This is a genomic window from Nocardia sp. NPDC051463 (genome assembly GCF_040681975.1).
GTDB lineage: Bacteria > Actinomycetota > Actinomycetes > Mycobacteriales > Mycobacteriaceae > Nocardia.
Genome location: NZ_JBFBAB010000053.1, coordinates 1 through 17978 on the forward strand (window position 1 = coordinate 1; position 17978 = coordinate 17978).

Below are 17978 nucleotides of genomic sequence, written 5' to 3' on the forward strand. Positions count from 1 at the left end.
CAAACTCACCCCGATCGAGTACGAGACAATAAACCGGCCCGCGCTCGCGGCCTGAAAGACCACACCCGCGAGTCAACCGAACTCGGGGCAGTCCCGGACGTCGGTGAGGGTCCGTTGATGGTAGCTATGTACCTGGCCCGACCGGGTTCCGCCGACCGGACACACCGCCGGGCCCCGCGGTGTCCGCGCCGCTACCAGAATTCTTCGACCATCATCACCCACACCCTCGACAACAAGCGGCCCCAATCCCGAAAACGCCACTTCGACAAACACATTCGACACATACACCGACGTTTCGTGCCGTCAGCCGCGCTGATCTACCACTGGAAGTGAGCCAGAGCCGTGAGCGAGATAGTCCCCTCGCGTGGTGTGGTGCTGATAGACCTGTCGGGTGGTGTTGGATCGTGCTGTGGCCGAGCTGGATTCGCCGATGGACAGGATTTGGGAGCGGTTCACCCGTGCCGAGCCGCGTGGGCGGGCGAGTTTGTGTCGGGGCTGGTTGCGGGTTGGACCGTAAGAACGGGCGGACGCTGGCCGAACGTGCTGGCGAGGGCGGCCGGATGGGATGCAGCGGCTGCCGCGCGCCGCCGATTGGGATGTCGATGGGGTTCGCGACGACGTGCGTGATTATGTGGTCGAACATCTCGGGGACCCCGACGCGGTGCTGGCCGGCGACGAGACCGGGGTTCTGAAGAAGGGCGTGAAATCCGCTGGGTGCAACGTCAGCACTCCGGCACCGCCGGACGCAGGGAGAACTGCCAGATCGGGTTGTTGCCGGCGGATGCCTCCCGGCACGGGCACGCACTGATCGACCGAGAACTCTACGTCCCCGAATTGTGGACTTCGGATCGGGATCGCTGCCGCGATGCCGGGATCGGTGACGAGGTCGAGTTCGCCACCAAGCCGCGCCAGATAATGACCATGCTCGAACGCGCCCTGGTCGCAAAGTGCCGTTTTCGGGTGGCCAGGAGAACGAGAGCCGGGTGACGAGAGATTGGCGCGCAGAGAGCCGGAGGGTGAGACCCATCCGGCCCGCCATTCGACAGAACACCGCGGGCGCGGAACGTCTCGACGAGACTGCTTCACGCCGTTATATGGCTTTGCCCGGATTTAGGATGTTGCGGGGGTCGAACGCAGCCTTGATCCGGCCGAGCAGCGCGCGTTCGGCGCTTCCAAGCATGTCTGTCAGGTAGCGAGTCTTGAGGATTCCTACACCATGCTCGCCGGTAATGGTGCCGCCGAGGTGGAGCGCCGCCTGCACGATGTCGTGGAAGGCCGTCATTGCGGCTTGCCGCTGGTCTTGTTGAAAGACGATTGTGGGGTGGAGGTTTCCGTCGCCCGCGTGCCCGAACGTTCCAATCGTGACCTGGTGGCGGCTGGCGATCGATTGTATTTGCCCGATCATGGCGGGTATGGCGAGTTTCGGCACGGCGACATCATCCAGCAGCGTAGTGCCATGCCGTTCTAGCGCGGGTAATGCTTGTCGGCGGGCGGACAGGAACGCCTCGCCTTCGGCGGGGTCTGTGGTTTGGGCGATGTCCCTCGCTTCGATGCAGGCTGCCGCATATGCGTCGATGTCGTTGGCGGCGGAGGAGGAATCCGACTGCACGATCAGCAGTGCTCCCGCTTCGGTGTCCAAACCCATTCGGGTCGCCTGCTCGACTGCCTGGATAGTAGTTCGGTCCATCAGCTCCATCAGGGAGGGATCGCCGACCTGCCCGATCGCTGTGATTGCCGCGCCGGCCGCTTCGACGGTGTCGAAGAAGGCGGCCAGGGTCGCCGCTGGGTGTGGTGGCGGTCGGAGCCGAAGTACGGCCTCGACGATGACGGCTAAGGTGCCCTCGGAGCCGACAAGGAGTCGAGTCAGATCCAGACCCGCGACATTCTTGAGGGGTGTGCCACCAGTTCGGATGACCTCACCCGAGGCGAGTACGGCCGTGAGGGCGGCGATGTGATCGCCGGTGACGCCGTACTTCAGGCAGCAACCGCCACCGGCGTTGGTGGCGATGTTCCCGCCGATCGTGGAGAAGGCCTTACTGGCCGGGTCGGGTGGATACCACAAACCGTGCTTGGCTGCCGCAACAGCCAAGTCGCCCCCAAGGACCCCGGGCTGGACGGTTGCTGTCCGCTGAACCTCGTCGATAGCGACGATGCGGTCCATCGCGGTGGTGGCCAGAATGATGCAGCCGTCCACGGCGTTTGCTCCTCCTGCGAGGCCTGACCCGGCGCCGCGTGTGACGACCGGGATCTGGTGTGCGGATGCGAGTCTCAGAGTAGTGACGACATCGGTCACCCCGCGGGCGCGAACAAGAGCCAACGGCGTCTGCGCTTCAGCCAGCGCCGCTTGGTCACGTTGGTAGGCAAGAAGGATATGAGGGTCGGTGACGATGTCCGCGATCTCAGCGGTCAATTCTCGCAGCACGCTCATGCCGCCTCGCTGAAGTCGAAGCTCGAGGTGTGCGGGTGGCTCCGCCCAACCGTCTGTCCGTGTTTGTGGTCGATCGCGTGCATGTCAGCCTGTTCATCCTGGCCACGTTGCTCGGCGTTGAGGTCTGTAGCTGCGGTAAGCCGCGGTTCTCGGATCTGCGTTGAGCCGAAGCGATTCAGCTGAACGCGATTGACCGTGCGAAACGCACTCTTTATTGCGGCCGGGGCCAAGAGAGTTCTCCTCATGTCGATCCCGTTTCCGGGGTGGCGAAGCCTTGACCGCTCCGCCTTGGGGAGTTAGCGTACACATATTACGTCCTCATCGCGGACAAAATAAGTCGAACTCGGACTATCACCTCACCCCCAATGTGGAGGGACCATGTGGCATCACAAAACTCGTGCGGCGGCGGCCGCGACCCTGGCAGCGTTGATCCTGGTCAGCGTGGTGGCGTGCTCGGGTGACAGATCAACCTCAGGTGGACGTCATTCACAAGGTTCGTTCGAGGTGGGCGTCATCCTTCCCGATACTCAGAGTTCCCCCCGCTACGAGGAGCAGGATCGGCCCCTGCTGCAGAAGGTCTTTGACACGGCCGGGGTCACAGTGGACATCCAGAATGCACAGGGCGACAAGGCGAAATTCGCCACCATTGCCGACGCCATGATTCAGGAAGGAGTGCGTGTTCTCATCGTCGACGGCTTGGATAGCCCATCTGCTGCGGCCGTGGAACAACGTGCCAAGGCTGCGGGAGTGACGACCATCGACTACGACCGTCTCACCTTGGGGGGGTCGGCCAGCTACTACGTGTCGTTCGACAACGTGGAGGTAGGCCAGTTGATGGGCAAGGGTCTGGTGAGTTGTCTGGGCAGTAACTCCTCGGCTCGGATCATCGAAGTCAACGGCTCTCCAACAGATAACAACGCGACCCTGTTCAAGCAGGGATACGACCAGGTTCTCAACCAGAGGTACGCGGCCGGGTGGAGCAAGGTCGGCGATCAGTCCATCCCGGGCTGGGACAATGCCACCGCGGGCGCATCCTTCGAACAGATGTTGTCGGCTGCCGGCGGAAAGGTCGATGGAGTACTCGCTGCATGGGACAGCGGTGCTCAAGCGATCATCACCGTGCTGAAGAAGAACGGTCTCGAGGTGCCCATAACAGGTGATGACGCGACTGTTCCCGGTCTGCAAAGCATCCTGCGTGGGGATCAATGCGTCACCGTGTACAAGTCGGTTCGCAAGGAAGCTGCGGCCGCAGCGCAACTGTCGATCGCTCTCATCAAAAATCTGCCCGCACCGCCGACTGTCGAGCTGAAGGACCCACAGACTGGTCGCATGGTGCCGTCGGTGTTGCTATCGGCAGATGCAATCACCAAGGCGAGCGTAAAGGACGTCATCGCTGATGGCGGCGCCGACTACTCGAAGGTCTGCACCGGCGATGTTTCGGCATTGTGCGAAGCGGCAGGCATAACACGATGACTGGTCGACACAGCGATCGTGCAGCAGCGACACCGATCCTGGAACTCGAGGGAGTCAACAAGAGCTTCGGTGCTGTTCACGTACTCAAAGATGTTTCTCTACGAGTATTCGCCGGCGAAGTAATGGCGCTGGTCGGCGACAATGGCGCGGGCAAGTCCACCCTGGTCAAGACAATCGCCGGCCTGCATGGGGTTGACTCCGGAGATATTCGCTTCGACGGGAAGCCTGCGCATTTGGCCGGCCCGAGAGGGGCTTCCGAGCTCGGCATCGAGGTGGTTTATCAGGACCTGTCGTTGTGCGAGAACCTCGACATCGTCGAGAACATGTTCCTCGGTCGTGAGAAGCGCACCCGAGCGGGGTTACTGGATGAACATGCGATGGAGGGAATGGCTGCAGAGACGCTGGCTTCTCTGTCGGTGCGAACAGTGACCTCGCTGCGCCAGCCGGTCGCCAGCTTGTCCGGCGGCCAACGGCAAACCGTCGCGATCGCAAAGGCGGTGTTGTGGAACAACAAGATCGTCGTGCTGGATGAGCCCACCGCGGCTCTGGGTGTGGCCCAAACCGAGCAAGTACTCGCATTGGTTCGCCGACTGGCCGAACGTGGCCTGGGGGTGCTGCTGATCTCGCACAACATTAGTGACGTCTTGGCAGTCGCCGACCGAATTTCAGTGCTATATCTCGGCCGCAGGGCCGCTGAGCTGCAGGCCAGTGCCACTAGTCAGCAACACGTTATCCACCTCATGACAACCGGACAGCACTTGGTGGCCTCAACAATGGAGAATCGGTCATGAGCGTTGCCGACACAAACTCGGCGGACACAGCACTGGATTCGGACAGCGCCGCGGTGGACGCTTCGCCTCATGCACCCACGGTGTCCATCCAAGCCTTGACGCGCAGAGTTACGCAGGGTGATCTGGGAATCCTTCCGGCCCTGACAGGTGTCGCCGTTCTCGCAGGCGCCTTCACCACCAGCAGCACCCAGTTCTTGACGGCGGGCAACTTCGCCAACCTGATCACGCAGGCGGCCCCGACGGCCCTGCTTGCGCTCGGCCTCGTCTTCGTCCTGCTACTAGGCGAGATCGACCTGTCAGCCGCAACAGGCAGCGGCATCAGTGCCGCGCTTATGGCAGTTGCCCTCAATCACGGTGGTGATATTCGTAACCAGCTCGGGATCGGCACCTTCATCGCAGTTTTGGCACTCATATGTGCGGCGGCCGTCGTCACGGTGGCGTCGAGATTGTGGCTCGCGGCGGTTCTGATCGCGACTACCGGGATCCTGATCGGGTTCGGGCTGGTGGGCTCCGCGGCCGCTGCTGTGATCGTCGTGGCTGGTGTGGGCACGGCTGTAGGAACCCTCACCGGGTTCTTGGTAGCCAGGGTCGGCATTCCCTCTTTCGTTGTCACGCTGGCGCTCTTCTTGGCTTGGCAAGGAGCACTACTGCAGATCGTAGGCCAGGGGAACGCGATCGCGACGCAACAGATCGACTTCCTCAACGCGCTGTCCAACAAGAACCTGCCTCCAGCGTGGGGATGGGTACTTCTGATCGTTGCCGTCGGCATCTATTCTGCAGGTTTGCTGAGCCGGTCCGTGGGGCATCGGCGGCGAGGTCTGCCGACTAAACGGCCCACGATTGTGCTGCTCCAAGCCACGCTCGTACTTGTCGTTGCGGTCGCGGCGCTCTTGGTCCTCAACCAGGAACGAGGTCGGCATCCCGATGTCGTATCTGTGCGAGGGGTCCCGATCGTCGTACCGATCGTGCTGGCCTTGGCCGGACTGCTGACAGTGGTGCTTCGCCGCACGTCCTTCGGTCGACACCTATATGCGGTGGGAGGGAGTAGCGAGGCAGCACGGCGCGCGGGGATCGACGTGACGCGAATGCGCGTGGCAGCGTTCGCGATCTGCTCACTGATGGCCGCCTTGGGCGGCGTGCTGCTCACTTCGCGAATCGGCGGCGTACCCGCAGACTTCGGTGGCGGTAATACGCTGCTGTATGCCGTTGGCGCGGCGGTCATCGGTGGCGTATCGCTGTTCGGTGGTCGCGGTCGGGTCCGGGATGCGATTGTCGGGGCCTTTGTCGTGGCGATTATTCCCAACGGTTTGGGTTTGTTATCGGTGAATTCTTCCTACAACTTCATGATCACCGGCGGAGTGCTGCTTGTGGCGGCGGGCATAGATGCGGTCTCGCGCAGTCGTGCTCGGAAAGCAGGAAATCGATGAACCTCAGCAGAACTCGGCAGAATCCGAGTCGTGGTATAGGGCGGTCGACGGACGAGATGACGAATGGTGAATCTCTGATCGTTACCGTCGTGTGCGACCGAATCAACTCGGAATCGTCTGCCCTCTTATCATGCCTGGGCGGGCCAGCAGCGGTCCCATCAAGTGCTCGGCTGCGCCGAGCAGGCTTGAATTCGCTTGATCCGAGCAGGCTACGTGATTTGCCAGGTCGCCGGGTGCATCCAACGATCGAGCCGTGGCAACCGCACACACCTGCTCGGATGCCATTTCCCACAGTCGACGAAATAGCCCGCCGAGCACGACCACGTCGGGGTCGAGGATGTTCAGCAGGCTACCCAGTCCCTCTCCGAACCAGATCGCGGTCTCGGCGACCGCGTGTTGGGCAGTTTCCGACCCAGCTTGTGCTGCTGTCAGCACGTACTCCGCCGCTGCCTGATCTCCAAGCGATGCGGGCGCTCGGCCGCGCCGACGCAGCGCCCTCTGGTCGACCTCGGTTTCCCAGCAGCCGCGTCGCCCGCATCTGCACAGCGCGCCACCAGGATTGATGAGCATGTGGCCGATCTCCCCGGCATATCCGCGGCGGCCTTGGACCAGTTCCCCGTGGACGACCAGACCACCGCCAACACCATCGGCGCTATAGAGATACAGCATCGAGTCCGCACCACGCCCGGCCCCGTAGCGGGCTTCGTGCAGCGCCGACATTGATGCGTCGTTGGCGGTGAAGATCGGAGTTCCTTGGGGCAGCGCATCGCGGAGGAAGCCGGTTACCTCGATGTCGTGCCAGCCAATGTTGGGGGCGTTGCGGACCATCCCGTCGGCGTCGACAAGGCCATAGATCGAGACCGCCACACCTTGGCTTGCCGCGCCCAGTTCCTGCAACCGAATTCGGGCCTGGTCAGCTATCCAGATCAAGGCTTCTCGCGCGGATCGGTCGGCGAGGTCAACCCGCTGCAGCTGCTCGACTCGTCTGCCCAGCAGCACTGTGGCAACTCGGACCTCTTCGGGCGTTACCTCGGCGACGACGACACCCGGCAACTGCTGCCCAAGACGTAACTCGGTGGTGGGTCTGCCCCGACGTCCGGAGGGGCTCGCGGCCGACTCGACGAGCAAACCGAACTCGACCAGATCAGAAACGATCTGGGCTGCTGTATTGCGTGAGATGCCGAGCTGTTTGGTCAGCTCGCTGCGGGTCAACGACCCCGCTATCTGCACTGCCTGCAGTGCACGGGACAAGTTCGCCTGGCGCAGGTCGGTGGTGGTTTCGCTGGACATGGATTTACCCCTATGCTAGACATATAGTCCTCGACAAGGACATAATACTAAATGGCAAACCCGATCGTCGCACGCGGACGGGTCGATCCAGGAAGGAGATTGGGGTGCAAGCATCGCAACGGGCGCGCCCGACAAGATCAACGGAGCGCACAGGCGTCATACCCAGCCTCCGCCCACCAACCGCCGCTCGTGGTCTGATCTTCGACTTCGACGGGACCTTGGTCGACAGTGACGTGCTGAATTTTCACGCGCTCAACTATGCGCTCAACCAGACTTCCGACCGATCGGACTTGCAGGTCACCTTCGGCTGGTTCATGGGTCACTCGGGCCTGTCGCTGGAGGACGCTCTGTGCATATTGACCTGCGAGCGGGTCGCCGCGATTGATCTGGGCGCTGTTCGAGTTGCCCGCGAAAACTACCTCCTCACCCACCTCGACGAACTGGCAGTCCGCGACGAGGTGGCAGCCATCGCCGACAGCTACCAGCATCATCCGTGCGCAATCGGCACCGGGGGCAACGCAGCCGTCGTGCGACCGGCCCTACACGCACTGGGACTCTCCCATTTGTTCGACGTGGTGATCACCCGAGACGACGTCACTGCCGGCAAGCCATCGCCGGAGATCTTCCTGCGCGCCGCTGACGCACTCGGCCTGCCCGCGCACTTGGTTCACGTCTATGAAGACACCGCGGAAGGGCTTGCCGCCGCGGCAGCTGCCGGTATGACCGCTACCGATGTCAGATCCCCGACCATCGAGGCAGCCGAGTGCCTTACCACCCTTGCTCCATTAAACGTGGCCTCCACGGATCGGAGAAAGCCATGAAATTGGCTGCTTTCCCCAAGGCGTTCATCGATCAAATCAGTAGCGGCCAAATGCCGCTGCCTGAATGGATATCAATCGGTGCCTCCCTGGATGTGGACGGACTGGAACTGTATGAACATTTCTTCACCAGCTTCGATTCCGCCTATCTCGACGATATCAGAGCACGCTTGGACGACCATGGCATCGTCATGCCGATGCTGTGTTGCTCGCCCGACTTCACGCATCCGGACCCGGCTGCGCGGTCCGCCGCCATCAACCGGCATGTCGAACTAATACAGGTCGCCCGTCACCTGGGCGGACCGGGAGTGGCATGTCGTGTGCTGAGCGGCCAACGTCATCCCGGTGTCGACCGGGCCCGCGGCGTGCGCTGGGTCCTGGATGCATTCGCAGAACTGCTGTCGGTGGCCAAAGAATTGGATGTCGTATTGGCGATGGAGAATCACTACAAGGACGGAAACTGGCGCTATCCCGAGTTCGCTCAACGCCGAGAGGTCTTCCTGGAAATCGTCGACGCTGTTGAAGACCGCACGCATTTCGGGGTCCAATACGACCCGTCGAACGCTCTCGTCGCCGGCGACGACCCGGTGGATTTTCTGCGTGCTGTTGCTAACCGTGTGGTGACCATGCAGGCATCCGATCGCGCGTTAGCCCCAGGAGCGTCGCTCAACGATCTGCGCGAAGCTGACGGCACACTCGGCTACTCGCCACTGCTGCAACACGGAGTGGTAGGACGCGGCCTTAACAACTACGACGCGATTTTCTCAATTCTGCGCGAGGTCGGCTACGACGGCTGGATCAGCATCGAGGACGGCGTCAACGGCCTGCAGGAGATGGCCGACAGTCTCGCCTTCCTGCGCACCAAGATCGCCCAGGTCCCCGCAGAAGATTCCGGGTCAAGAATCGGAGATTTTTCGTGAAGGCATTGGTCAAGTACGGACTCGGCGACGGTGAAGTCGAGGTCCGAGACATTCCACAACCGAAACCCCAGGTCGGGCGAGTGCTGATCGAAGTAGAAGCCGTCGGAGTCTGTGGCAGTGACGTGCACATGTGGCGTAACCATCAGTCATGGCCAATGTCTATCCCGGTGGTCATGGGCCATGAGATGGCCGGACGTGTCGTCGACACCGGTGGGGTCGCCTCACGTACCACAGGCGAACGCGTGGTCATCGAGACCGCTGCCACAGTGTGTGGTGAGTGTGGCTACTGCCTCAGTGGCCGATACAACCACTGCCCCAGTCGGACAGGCTGCGGTGCGCTGGCCGACGGCGCGTTCAGCCGCTATGTTTCGGTTCGGCCGCAGATCGTGCACCGGATCCCGGACTCGGTGCCGACCGAGCACGCAGCGCTCACTGAACCAGCCTGCGTCGCCTACAACGCCCTGGTCGAGCAAATCCGCATTACCCCAGGTGACACCGTCGCCATTCAGGGCTGCGGAGCGGTCGGCATCATGGCGACCCAAATGGCTCGGATCGCTGGAGCCGGCGCGATCGTGGTCATCGGGACATCGAGGGACTCTGCACGTCTGCAAATCGCTGGTTCGGTCGGCGCAACACAAACGGTCAACCTTGACGCCGAGGATCCAATCGAAACTGTCTACGGTCTCGGGGATGAACTCGGCGCCGACATTGTTGTCGACGCAACCGGCGTCTCGTCAGCCCTCCGGCAGTCACTTGAACTGGTCCGGCCATTAGGCACGATCGCCAAGATCGGCTGGGGCCCGCAACCACTGGACTTCAGCCTCGACCCACTCGTCGCCAAGGCGGTCACACTGGTGGGCTCATTCAGTCACACCCATCAGACGTGGGAGCGAGTTCTGACACTGATGGCGACCAAAGCGCTGGACATGGGCCCCCTCATCGGCGGCCGATACGCCCTGCAGGACTGGGCTGAAGCCTTCACCGCGATGGAGGACGGTCGCAACGTCAAGTCCGTCATCACGGGATTCGGCGCAGGTCAGGAACCACAATGACTAGGACACCACGACCGGCCGTGCAGGTCGCCGGAAGCATCTGCCTCGACCTGCTCCCGCGACTACCGCGCGGTCTCATCTTGGAGGAGGGCGCGCTGAACAATATCGGGCCGCTCGCGATCCAAGCTGGAGGCAGCGTGGCAAATACTGGGCTCACTTTGGCCGCAATTGGTTCCGACGTCGTCCTGACAGCTGATATCGGCGACGACCTCTTCGGCTCGATGCTCCAGGCGCAACTGGCTGAAACCCATGCACGGCTCGAGTTGAACAAACGTTCCGGCCGAACAACGTCCTACTCCGTCGTCCTGGAGCCACCAGCACAGGACCGGATGTTCTTTCACCATGTGGGTGCCAATGTCGACTTCGATGGCACTGCGGTCCAACCATCCGCCGCCGATGTACTGCACCTGGGTTATCCACCACTGTTGCCGGCTCTGACCGCAGATGGCGCACGACCACTGCGCACACTCCTCGAGCGCGCCCGAGCCGTTGGCGTCACGACATCTATCGACATGGCTTACGTAGACCCGCAATCACCTGCTGGCGCGATCGACTGGCCGAAGTTACTGGCCGACACGCTACCGCTAACTGATGTCTTCACCCCCAGCCTCGATGACCTGAGCTCGACTCTCGGGCTCGTGATAGACAGTGACCCGCACTCCCTGGTGACAACTGCGCAGAGCCTCGTGGACCGTGGCGCGGCCATTGTCCTGCTGACCGCAGGTGCCGCAGGTTTGGCACTTGCCACCGGCAGCCGCCACCGGCTTGCCGCCAGCCCGGTCACCGCCGCCGTCTCTGATCAATGGGCCGACCAGAGGCTGTTCTCTCCAGCAGCACCGGTCAACGTGGTGCGCACTACCGGCGCTGGTGACGCCGCCGCCGCAGGTCTACTCGATGCATTACTCCGCCGTCGGGGGCCTCGACTTGCGTTGGCATGCGCGGCACACACCGCAGCGGTCCGCGTGCGAGGCGACAGTAACTACACCCATGTCTTGGACAACGCGATCGACGCTGTCGGGTCGGTCTCCGATCACAAACGCTGAGGGCACACCCGCGCTCACAACCGCATCACATCTGCCACTCGAGAAGGATCACCGTGATTTCCTACCGCATGAACAGGCTCTTCAACCCTGACTCCGGCCGATGCCTCGACGTTGCCGTCGACCATGGCTTCTTCGGAGAACCGTCATTCCTCAGCGGTATCGAAAACATCCACACAGCAGTCGCCACCCTGGTCGGTGCCCGACCGGATGCCATCCAGCTCAGTCCGGGACAGGCGCCAGTGCTGCAAACCATCCCCGGCCGTCACAAGCCGGCGCTTGTCATGCGAACCGATATCGCCAATGTTTACGGATCCCCTCTGGATACACACTTGTTCAGCCTGCTCCATCCCGACGCAGTCGAACAGGCGCTGCGATTGGATGCGGCCTGTGTTGTAGTGAATCTCCTCCAACTGCCGGGCCGCCCCGAGGTCAGGGAAGCCTGTATCGCCAACATCATGGCCCTGCGCCAGACCTGCACGCAGTACGGGATGCCGTTGATGATCGAGCCGCTGGTCATGCAGGACAACACTGTCGCTGGCGGATACATGGTCGATGGCGATACCGCAAAAATCGTCGCACTGGTCCGACAGGCACGAGAGCTCGGTGCCGACATCATCAAAGCCGACCCAACCAACGACATCGACGACTATTACAAAATCATAGAGACTGCCGGGGGAGTACCCGTTCTGGTGCGCGGGGGAGGACGCGTCGACGACATAGAGCTGCTGCAGCGCTCGGCCGCCCTTCTGTCGCAGGGGGCGTCCGGGTTGGTGTACGGCCGCAACATCATTCAGCATCCGAGGCCCGCGGCAATCACCGGTGCGCTGATGTCGCTGCTGCACGATGAGGCCGGCCTCGACAGTGCCCTGGCAATCCTGGAGACTCAGCGGTGAACACCCAACAGAAAGTCACGGTCGGGATCATCGGCGGCGGTCTGATGGGCCGCGAAGTCGCCGCTACCATTGCCCGCTGGCCAGCTCTTGTCGATCATCCAGTACGTCCGGTACTTGTAGGAGTTTGCGACACCAATCCGGCTGCGCTGGCGGCATTCGACTCCGTCGACACCATCATCACCCGCGTCACCGACTACCGTGACTTGCTCGCAGACGACAACATCGATGTCGTATACATCGCCGTTCGGCACGACCTACATGCGCAGATATACCGGGACGCCATCCGGGCGGGAAAGGATGTACTCGGAGAGAAACCGTTCGGGATCGACGCCGCCGCGGCTGCAAGCATCATTGATGAAATCACTGAAAATCCGAATGTGTTTGTTCGTTGCTCCAGCGAAATGCCGTTCTTCCCGGCGGCGCAAGCTGCGATCTCCCTGATCACCGGTGGTGCACTCGGGACCTTGATCGAGGCCAGCAACGAGTTCAGCCACTCCAGCGACTTCGACACTGCCAAGCCGATCAACTGGAAACGTCAGCGTCGTTTCTGTGGTGATGCCGGCGTCATGAACGACCTCGGCATGCATGTGCTTCACGTGCCACTGCGCCTGGGCTGGCAACCCGACACATTGTATGCCGTGCTGCAGAACTTGGTCGCTCAACGTCCAGGACCCGATGGTGATCTCGTTCCCTGTGACACCTACGAGAATGCCCACCTGTTGTGCCGAGTTGTTGATCGAGGTGACTTCCCGCTTACTCTCGGGATGCGGCGCATCGACCCGGGTCAGAAGAACTCCTGGACGCTGCGTGCTGTGGGGATGAACGGCGGTGTCGCCTTTTCCACCCGCTACCCGAAGACGCTGCGTGTCATGAAGCTTGATGGTCGCGAACAGGTTTGGCAAGAGGTCGAGATCGGTAGCCAAGGTCCATTCGCCACCGTGACCGGCGGCATTTTCGAAACCGGGTTCTCAGACGCCATGCTGCAGATGTGGGCGTCATTCCTGGCTGAGCGGGCCGGTCAACTGGGCGACCGGTTCGGTTGTGCGACGCCTGCCGAGGCATTGCGTACGCATGAGATCTTCGCCGCCGCGCTACAGTCGCAACAGACACATCAGGCGGTCGCGGTCGCCAACAGCGCAGTGAAAAGCGGCCGGTAATGATGGCTCCTGGGCTTATACATCCAACAGCGCAGACGAAAGCGGCGAATCTCGCCGTTGTTGTCTACCCCGAACAACACCGAGCCCCAGGGCTTATCGACGTCGGTCCGCCGCCATCGAGTGAAGGCAGCGTGCTCGTTGAGGTCCTGGAGGTCGGCGTCTGCGGAACCGATGCCGAGATCATCGCCGGCCGCTTCGGTACGGCTCCCGCGGGTCAAACGCATCTGGTTGTTGGCCACGAAGTGATCGGTCGAGTCGCTGAAGCTCCGTCCGATTCTGGGCCGCTAGCGGTTGGTGACTTGGTCACTGTCATGGTGCGCCGAGCTGGCGCGGTGACCTGTGCCGCATGCGGTGCGGGCGACTTCGATATGTGTCGCGATGGAAACACCATCGAACGCGGAATCACCAGCATCGACGGGTTCGCCCGCCAATACTTCCGCGCGCAACCGTCCGACATCCTCACCCTGCCCGAAAGGCTGCGGGCGACGGGCGTTCTCACTGAGCCGGCCAGCGTTGCCGCCAAGGCATGGGAAACCGTCGACAGGATAATCGGGGGCCATTCCTGGAACCCGCGCCAAGTATTGGTCACCGGTGCCGGACCGATCGGATTGCTAGCCGCACTGCTCAGCCGACAGCGTGGACACAGCACCGTTGTCCTCGAGCGTCACCGTGGCGCCAAGGCTGACCTCGTCGAAGAGATCGGCGCCGACATTCGGCACAACTTGGACGAACTGGGGTCGGACATCGACGTGGCCATCGAGTGCACCGGTGATCCACATGTCACCGCGCACCTCATCCGCCAGTACCCAGGCGCGGTGATCTGCCTGCTCGGTCTACCATCGTCCGCCGGGTCCTCGGTGGACGTCGCGAAACTGGCCGCCGACCTGTTGCACCACAACGGTCACCTCTTCGGCAGTGTCAACGCTGGACGACGGCACTATCAAGACGCTATTGGCGTGTTGTCCGCGGCGCCGGCCACCTGGCTGCAGCGCCTCATCACCCGCCGCGTATCTCTGGACGCGTTTGCTGAGGCATTCACCTATCAACCCGGCGACATAAAGGCAGTCATCGAGTTCGGCGCCGAATCCCTGTAGGACACCAATGACAACCTTGTCGACTACCCAACGACTTCTGCCCCGCCACCACCCCGGCCACACCACCCTCACAGCTGCGTGAGCAACGCGGAATCGCCTCCCACCGAGGCATACCAGTGAGGCGTATCTTCTCCCGTCATGTGGATATCGCTGTCCAAGCTGCCGCTGCGCTTGGTGAAGGACCAGCCTGGGACGCGGGTACCGACACACTCCTCTGGGTCGATATCGTTTCCAGCCAGGTACACCGCAGCCGATTAGATGGAAGAACCGACACCATCGAGTGCAGTCAGCCCGTCACCGCCGTCATTCCCGATGACGGACCGCTGCCGGTTTCCGCGCGTGATGGCTTTGGTTACCTGCACGACGACGGCCACGTGCAACTGCTGGCGCGAACCGTTGAAAGTGACTGTCTCACAAGGATGAACGATGGAAAGTGCGATCCGGATGGTGTGTTCTGGGCTGGGTCCATGGCCTGTGACGAACAGTCACCGATCGGCAACCTCTATCAGTGGGGAGGCGGCAACCACACGGCGACGTTGCGGTCGGGAACCGTGATCAGCAACGGTCTGGACTGGAGCCCCTGCGGAGACACCGCTTACTACATCGACTCCTTCCATCGGCGCATCGACCGGTTCGAACGCGCCGACACGGGAGTGGGCTGGCGAACCGCCAGCCCACTTGCTGTGGTCGATCCGCGCATGGGAACACCAGACGGCCTCACGGTCGACCATGACGGCGGTATATGGGTGGCGTTGAACTTCGGCGGACAAGTGGCCCGCTACACGCCCGGCGGAGTGCTCGACACGATTGTGCATCTACCCACGCGTTGCCCGACATCGCTCACATTCGGTGGCCCGAAGGGCGAGGTGCTGCTCATCACGACCGCAAGAGTTTTTCTGTCGCCTGCGCAGCTCAGTGAGAATCCACAGGCTGGGTGTGTCCTCGCTCTCGACGTCGGAACTACGGGCCCTCCAGCCAGGTCGATGAGAAGGTGACTGTCGTTTCGAACTGCCGTTGGGGATGCGCAGGCGGCAGGCCCAAGAGCGCCGACCGGCAGTTTGTCGTCGAGAATCGGGAATTTCTGGCGCCACATGATGTCGGTGCCAGGCCCAGCGCGGACAGGAAGCGTCGTTTTCGGCCCTCGCTGGTGCGCGGCGCGGATCACCAGTTCATTCGAGACCTGTAACGGTCGCAATCGCAGCGGATCGATCGCCTTATCGAACCGTAGATGAGTGGCAAGCCCCCGGCCGGTATTCGGTGCGGTGTGTGCATTGACGGAGTTTTGGCGCGCGGGTACTGCGAGTTGGAACACGTCAACGCTGTGTTGCGTTCTGCGAGTGTGTATTTCGCCTCAGAGCTCGACCAGGCCCGGAGGTGATCGTGCGGTTCGTGAAAGACCACCCGCAGTACCCGGTCGAGCTCGTACGACGGGTTCTCGAGATTCCGTCCTTGAACCGCCCCGAGTTTTTAGACTGAGCCGGACGGAATCGCCAGCACGCCAGACGACAACGACTTCCTGCGCACAATTAAAACCGGGCCGGGGCTGCCTCCGGAGCAGAAGGCTCACCGCGGTGTTCCCAGGTCGCGCAAAACTGTTCGCAACCACCACGTTGCCGTGACCTGCAGCGATTCAGGACAGCAATCTCAAAATCCTTCGCACGCGGTTTCTGACGCTTGCGCGGAAGGTCTGCGACCTCGCGGACCGGGTTGCGGTTGATCGCGTCGTGGCGGACAGCCATGCTCATCATCTCCGACAGGATGACCCGGTGCCGCCGCGCCTTCTCCCGGTGTCCATCGAGCACAATCCGCTTCAGATGGGCATCGATGCGGGAGGTCGTGGCCTCCCACACCCGCAGGCCGCCGAGCGCTGACTTGATCTTGACGGTCCCTTTGCTCGCCCTGCAATCGATGGAAACCTCGATCTCCATCCGGTACAGGTCCAGCGACTGCTCGGTAATGCCTTCTTGGAGAACTTTTTCCGCCAGCCATAGGTCGGCCAGATCGGTGAGCTTCGTGTCCCGGGTGATCAGTCGGCCACGGGCCCCAGTGCGATGAGTGAGCGATTCACGCAGGGTGCCTTCAGCTCGGCCCTTGGTGGTTCCGAACCTGTGCACGGGGCGGGTGATGCCGTCGTCGTCTCGGTAGCGCGTGGTTGCACGCCAGCTTCCGTTCGGCTGCCGCTTGGAGGTGATCCGGCCGTAGGTGCCGAGTGGAAGCGATTGTCTGGACATCGGTTGTTCTTCCTGTGGGGTCGTTGGGCTGTCGCGTGACCGCGAACGGGCTGGATGGCCATCGGGACGCGAGGAGTTTGCGAAGGATGGTGAGACATCGAGCAAGGGATTGAGCGTGCCGATCTTTGATAGCTGAACCACCGAACAAACTGCTATATCCCAGCAGTTCGACACAAGGCCTGATTGATTGCTAGAAAGTAGCTAAATGAGGCGATGTTTATACTCAGTGGTCCCGCTGGCGGCCTCGCTCTCGCCTCGTTGGTGGTCGGCGTCGAGGGTGTCGTGCCCGATCGGTCGACTCATCGGCTCCGGGCCGCCGACTCTTGTCGAGTTGGTCCTGCTCCCACTCGAGTAGATCGCTCAACCGATACCGTCGGTATCGCCCTATCCGTGCGTATCTGGGCCCCCGCCCAGCGGAGGCCCAGACCGCGAGCGTCTTCGCGGGAATCTTGAGGCGTGCAGCCAATTCGTCTGTGCTCAGCCACACGTCATCGGGTTCACCTGAGCCCCTGGAGGGTAGCGATTCTGTCGCGCAGTCCTACATCCAACCTGATCGGATGAGTCTGCGGCAGAGATGAATTCGATTGCCGTCTACGCCCTGCGTAGTGGTAGTTGTTCTCGCGCAAAGGGATTGCCACGCGACGGAGGGGCGAATACATGCGGAACTCGTTTCTGAGCCGGTCCGCGATTCTCCCCCATTCCATGAAACACCAAATTCCACATCCGCACCAGGGCTTTGACAGGCCGGCACGTTCGCATCCCCTGACCCGCTCTCCACGGCGGAAGGCGACGTATCCAGGAACCCAGAGCGCGGCCATCATGACGCGGGTACCCCAGATGCGGCGCTACTGCGCCCGGTGTGGGACCAGGAAGAACAACTGCAACCTCGAATCATTATGCGCTCCTAATGAATCCGCACTTCATGGTCGCTGGCAGCAACCTCCACTGTTGCCGCCAGCCTTTTGGCACACCGGCCAGATGTGTGATGCCAGCTCGCCACCTGGCACATGGGCCGGGTGATCTTCGCCTACCGCCCCGCACCCGTTCTGCCGCGCGATTGAGTCGCTCAACGCCACGTATCGGCGCGCGATCAAGGCCCATGGGTACTACCGTCCGAGCAGGCCGCGCTGAAATGCCTGTATCTGGTGACCTGTTCACTGGATCCGACCGGGCGGGGCAGGGCACGATGGGCACTGAGGTGGAAGCCAGCGGTTAACGCGTTCGCTATCACTTTCGAAGGCTGCATCACTCCGACCGGTAGCTAGCTGTACTGACCTGAGAGGTTGGGAACGCGGCTGGCTGGTGGATGTCCGCCGAGTGCGGTGTGGCCGCGGTGATGATTGTAGGTGTGTAGCCAGGTA

At 62.1% G+C, this 17978-nt stretch carries 16 protein-coding genes and 3 pseudogenes; 14 read left to right on the plus strand and 5 right to left on the minus strand.

Annotated elements, in window-relative coordinates; all coding sequences use genetic code 11:
- The first annotated feature begins 565 nt into the window (after positions 1–565).
- Positions 566–987, plus strand: a pseudogene (locus tag AB0M74_RS34515) (transposase).
- 103 nt (positions 988–1090) lie between these two features.
- Here the strand turns inward: AB0M74_RS34515 and AB0M74_RS34520 are convergent.
- Positions 1091–2428, minus strand: a complete 1338-nt coding sequence (locus AB0M74_RS34520) for an FAD-linked oxidase C-terminal domain-containing protein (RefSeq protein WP_366530507.1) — start codon at positions 2426–2428, stop codon at positions 1091–1093.
- 378 nt (positions 2429–2806) lie between these two features.
- Between AB0M74_RS34520 and AB0M74_RS34525 the strand changes: the two genes are divergently transcribed.
- From AB0M74_RS34525 to AB0M74_RS34535, 3 genes are all read left to right on the plus strand, one after another.
- The gene (locus AB0M74_RS34525) at positions 2807–3901 is read left to right on the plus strand and encodes a substrate-binding domain-containing protein (protein WP_366530508.1); all 1095 of its coding nucleotides are present in this window, start codon (positions 2807–2809) and stop codon (positions 3899–3901) included.
- Complete coding sequence (locus AB0M74_RS34530) at positions 3898–4692, plus strand: ATP-binding cassette domain-containing protein (protein WP_366530509.1); 795 nt, start codon at positions 3898–3900, stop codon at positions 4690–4692. The genes AB0M74_RS34525 and AB0M74_RS34530 overlap by 4 nt, the downstream gene beginning before the upstream one ends.
- 194 nt (positions 4693–4886) lie before the next feature.
- Positions 4887–6119 (plus strand): ABC transporter permease, encoded by a 1233-nt coding sequence (locus AB0M74_RS34535; protein WP_366530510.1) that lies wholly within the window; start codon positions 4887–4889, stop codon positions 6117–6119.
- Between the two features lie 102 nt (positions 6120–6221).
- Here the strand turns inward: AB0M74_RS34535 and AB0M74_RS34540 are convergent, their stop codons facing one another.
- The gene (locus AB0M74_RS34540) at positions 6222–7409 is read right to left on the minus strand and encodes an ROK family transcriptional regulator (protein ID WP_366530511.1); all 1188 of its coding nucleotides are present in this window, start codon (positions 7407–7409) and stop codon (positions 6222–6224) included.
- 104 nt (positions 7410–7513) lie between these two features.
- On the opposite strand from AB0M74_RS34540, the gene AB0M74_RS34545 reads away from it, so the two are divergent.
- From AB0M74_RS34545 to AB0M74_RS34575, 7 genes and pseudogenes are all read left to right on the plus strand, one after another.
- Positions 7514–8230 carry an HAD family phosphatase gene (locus tag AB0M74_RS34545; protein ID WP_366530512.1) on the plus strand — a complete coding sequence of 239 codons (717 nt, stop codon included), beginning with the start codon at positions 7514–7516 and terminating at the stop codon, positions 8228–8230.
- Complete coding sequence (locus AB0M74_RS34550; protein ID WP_366530513.1) at positions 8227–9147, plus strand: sugar phosphate isomerase/epimerase family protein; 921 nt, start codon at positions 8227–8229, stop codon at positions 9145–9147. The genes AB0M74_RS34545 and AB0M74_RS34550 overlap by 4 nt, the downstream gene beginning before the upstream one ends.
- An 80-nt stretch (positions 9148–9227) precedes the next feature.
- Positions 9228–9530 (plus strand): annotated as a pseudogene (locus tag AB0M74_RS34555) (alcohol dehydrogenase catalytic domain-containing protein); the annotation flags it as partial.
- 24 nt (positions 9531–9554) lie between these two features.
- Entirely contained in the window at positions 9555–10199 is a 645-nt protein-coding gene (locus AB0M74_RS34560; RefSeq protein ID WP_366530521.1) for a zinc-binding dehydrogenase, read from the plus strand.
- Positions 10196–11242: a carbohydrate kinase family protein gene (locus AB0M74_RS34565; RefSeq protein ID WP_366530514.1), complete on the plus strand. Its 1047-nt coding sequence runs from the start codon at positions 10196–10198 to the stop codon at positions 11240–11242. The genes AB0M74_RS34560 and AB0M74_RS34565 overlap by 4 nt, the downstream gene beginning before the upstream one ends.
- Before the next feature lie 53 nt (positions 11243–11295).
- A complete protein-coding gene (locus tag AB0M74_RS34570; RefSeq protein ID WP_366530515.1) occupies positions 11296–12135 on the plus strand; it encodes a hypothetical protein in 840 nt (279 codons plus the stop codon).
- Complete coding sequence (locus AB0M74_RS34575; RefSeq protein ID WP_366530516.1) at positions 12132–13292, plus strand: Gfo/Idh/MocA family oxidoreductase; 1161 nt, start codon at positions 12132–12134, stop codon at positions 13290–13292. Before AB0M74_RS34570 ends, AB0M74_RS34575 begins: the two co-directional genes overlap by 4 nt.
- Here the strand turns inward: AB0M74_RS34575 and AB0M74_RS34580 are convergent.
- Entirely contained in the window at positions 13247–13531 is a 285-nt protein-coding gene (locus AB0M74_RS34580) for a hypothetical protein (RefSeq protein WP_366530522.1), read from the minus strand. The genes AB0M74_RS34575 and AB0M74_RS34580 overlap by 46 nt on opposite strands.
- On the opposite strand from AB0M74_RS34580, the gene AB0M74_RS34585 reads away from it, so the two are divergent.
- Positions 13424–14386, plus strand: coding sequence for an alcohol dehydrogenase catalytic domain-containing protein (locus tag AB0M74_RS34585; protein ID WP_366530517.1), 963 nt, complete (start codon positions 13424–13426; stop codon positions 14384–14386). The two genes, AB0M74_RS34580 and AB0M74_RS34585, sit on opposite strands and share 108 nt — an antisense overlap.
- A 140-nt stretch (positions 14387–14526) precedes the next feature.
- Entirely contained in the window at positions 14527–15381 is an 855-nt protein-coding gene (locus tag AB0M74_RS34590; protein ID WP_366530518.1) for an SMP-30/gluconolactonase/LRE family protein, read from the plus strand.
- A gap of 531 nt (positions 15382–15912) precedes the next feature.
- Here the strand turns inward: AB0M74_RS34590 and AB0M74_RS34595 are convergent.
- Complete coding sequence (locus AB0M74_RS34595; protein ID WP_366530519.1) at positions 15913–16722, minus strand: hypothetical protein; 810 nt, start codon at positions 16720–16722, stop codon at positions 15913–15915.
- Positions 16723–16840: 118 nt separating this feature from the next.
- A complete protein-coding gene (locus AB0M74_RS34600) occupies positions 16841–17104 on the minus strand; it encodes a helix-turn-helix domain-containing protein (protein ID WP_366530520.1) in 264 nt (87 codons plus the stop codon).
- A 566-nt stretch (positions 17105–17670) separates the two neighbouring features.
- Between AB0M74_RS34600 and AB0M74_RS34605 the strand changes: the two are divergent.
- Positions 17671–17882 (plus strand): annotated as a pseudogene (locus AB0M74_RS34605) (IS256 family transposase); the annotation flags it as partial.
- Between the last annotated feature and the right edge of the window lie 96 nt (positions 17883–17978).

Coding starts and splice junctions, on each gene's coding strand:
- AB0M74_RS34550 (WP_366530513.1), top strand. CDS start 8,227: ATGAAATTGGCTGCTTTCCCCAAGGCGTTCATCGATCAAATCAGTAGC.
- AB0M74_RS34565 (WP_366530514.1), top strand. CDS start 10,196: ATGACTAGGACACCACGACCGGCCGTGCAGGTCGCCGGAAGCATCTGC.
- AB0M74_RS34525 (WP_366530508.1), top strand. CDS start 2,807: ATGTGGCATCACAAAACTCGTGCGGCGGCGGCCGCGACCCTGGCAGCG.
- AB0M74_RS34540 (WP_366530511.1), bottom strand. CDS start 7,409: ATGTCCAGCGAAACCACCACCGACCTGCGCCAGGCGAACTTGTCCCGT.
- AB0M74_RS34530 (WP_366530509.1), top strand. CDS start 3,898: ATGACTGGTCGACACAGCGATCGTGCAGCAGCGACACCGATCCTGGAA.
- AB0M74_RS34520 (WP_366530507.1), bottom strand. CDS start 2,428: ATGAGCGTGCTGCGAGAATTGACCGCTGAGATCGCGGACATCGTCACC.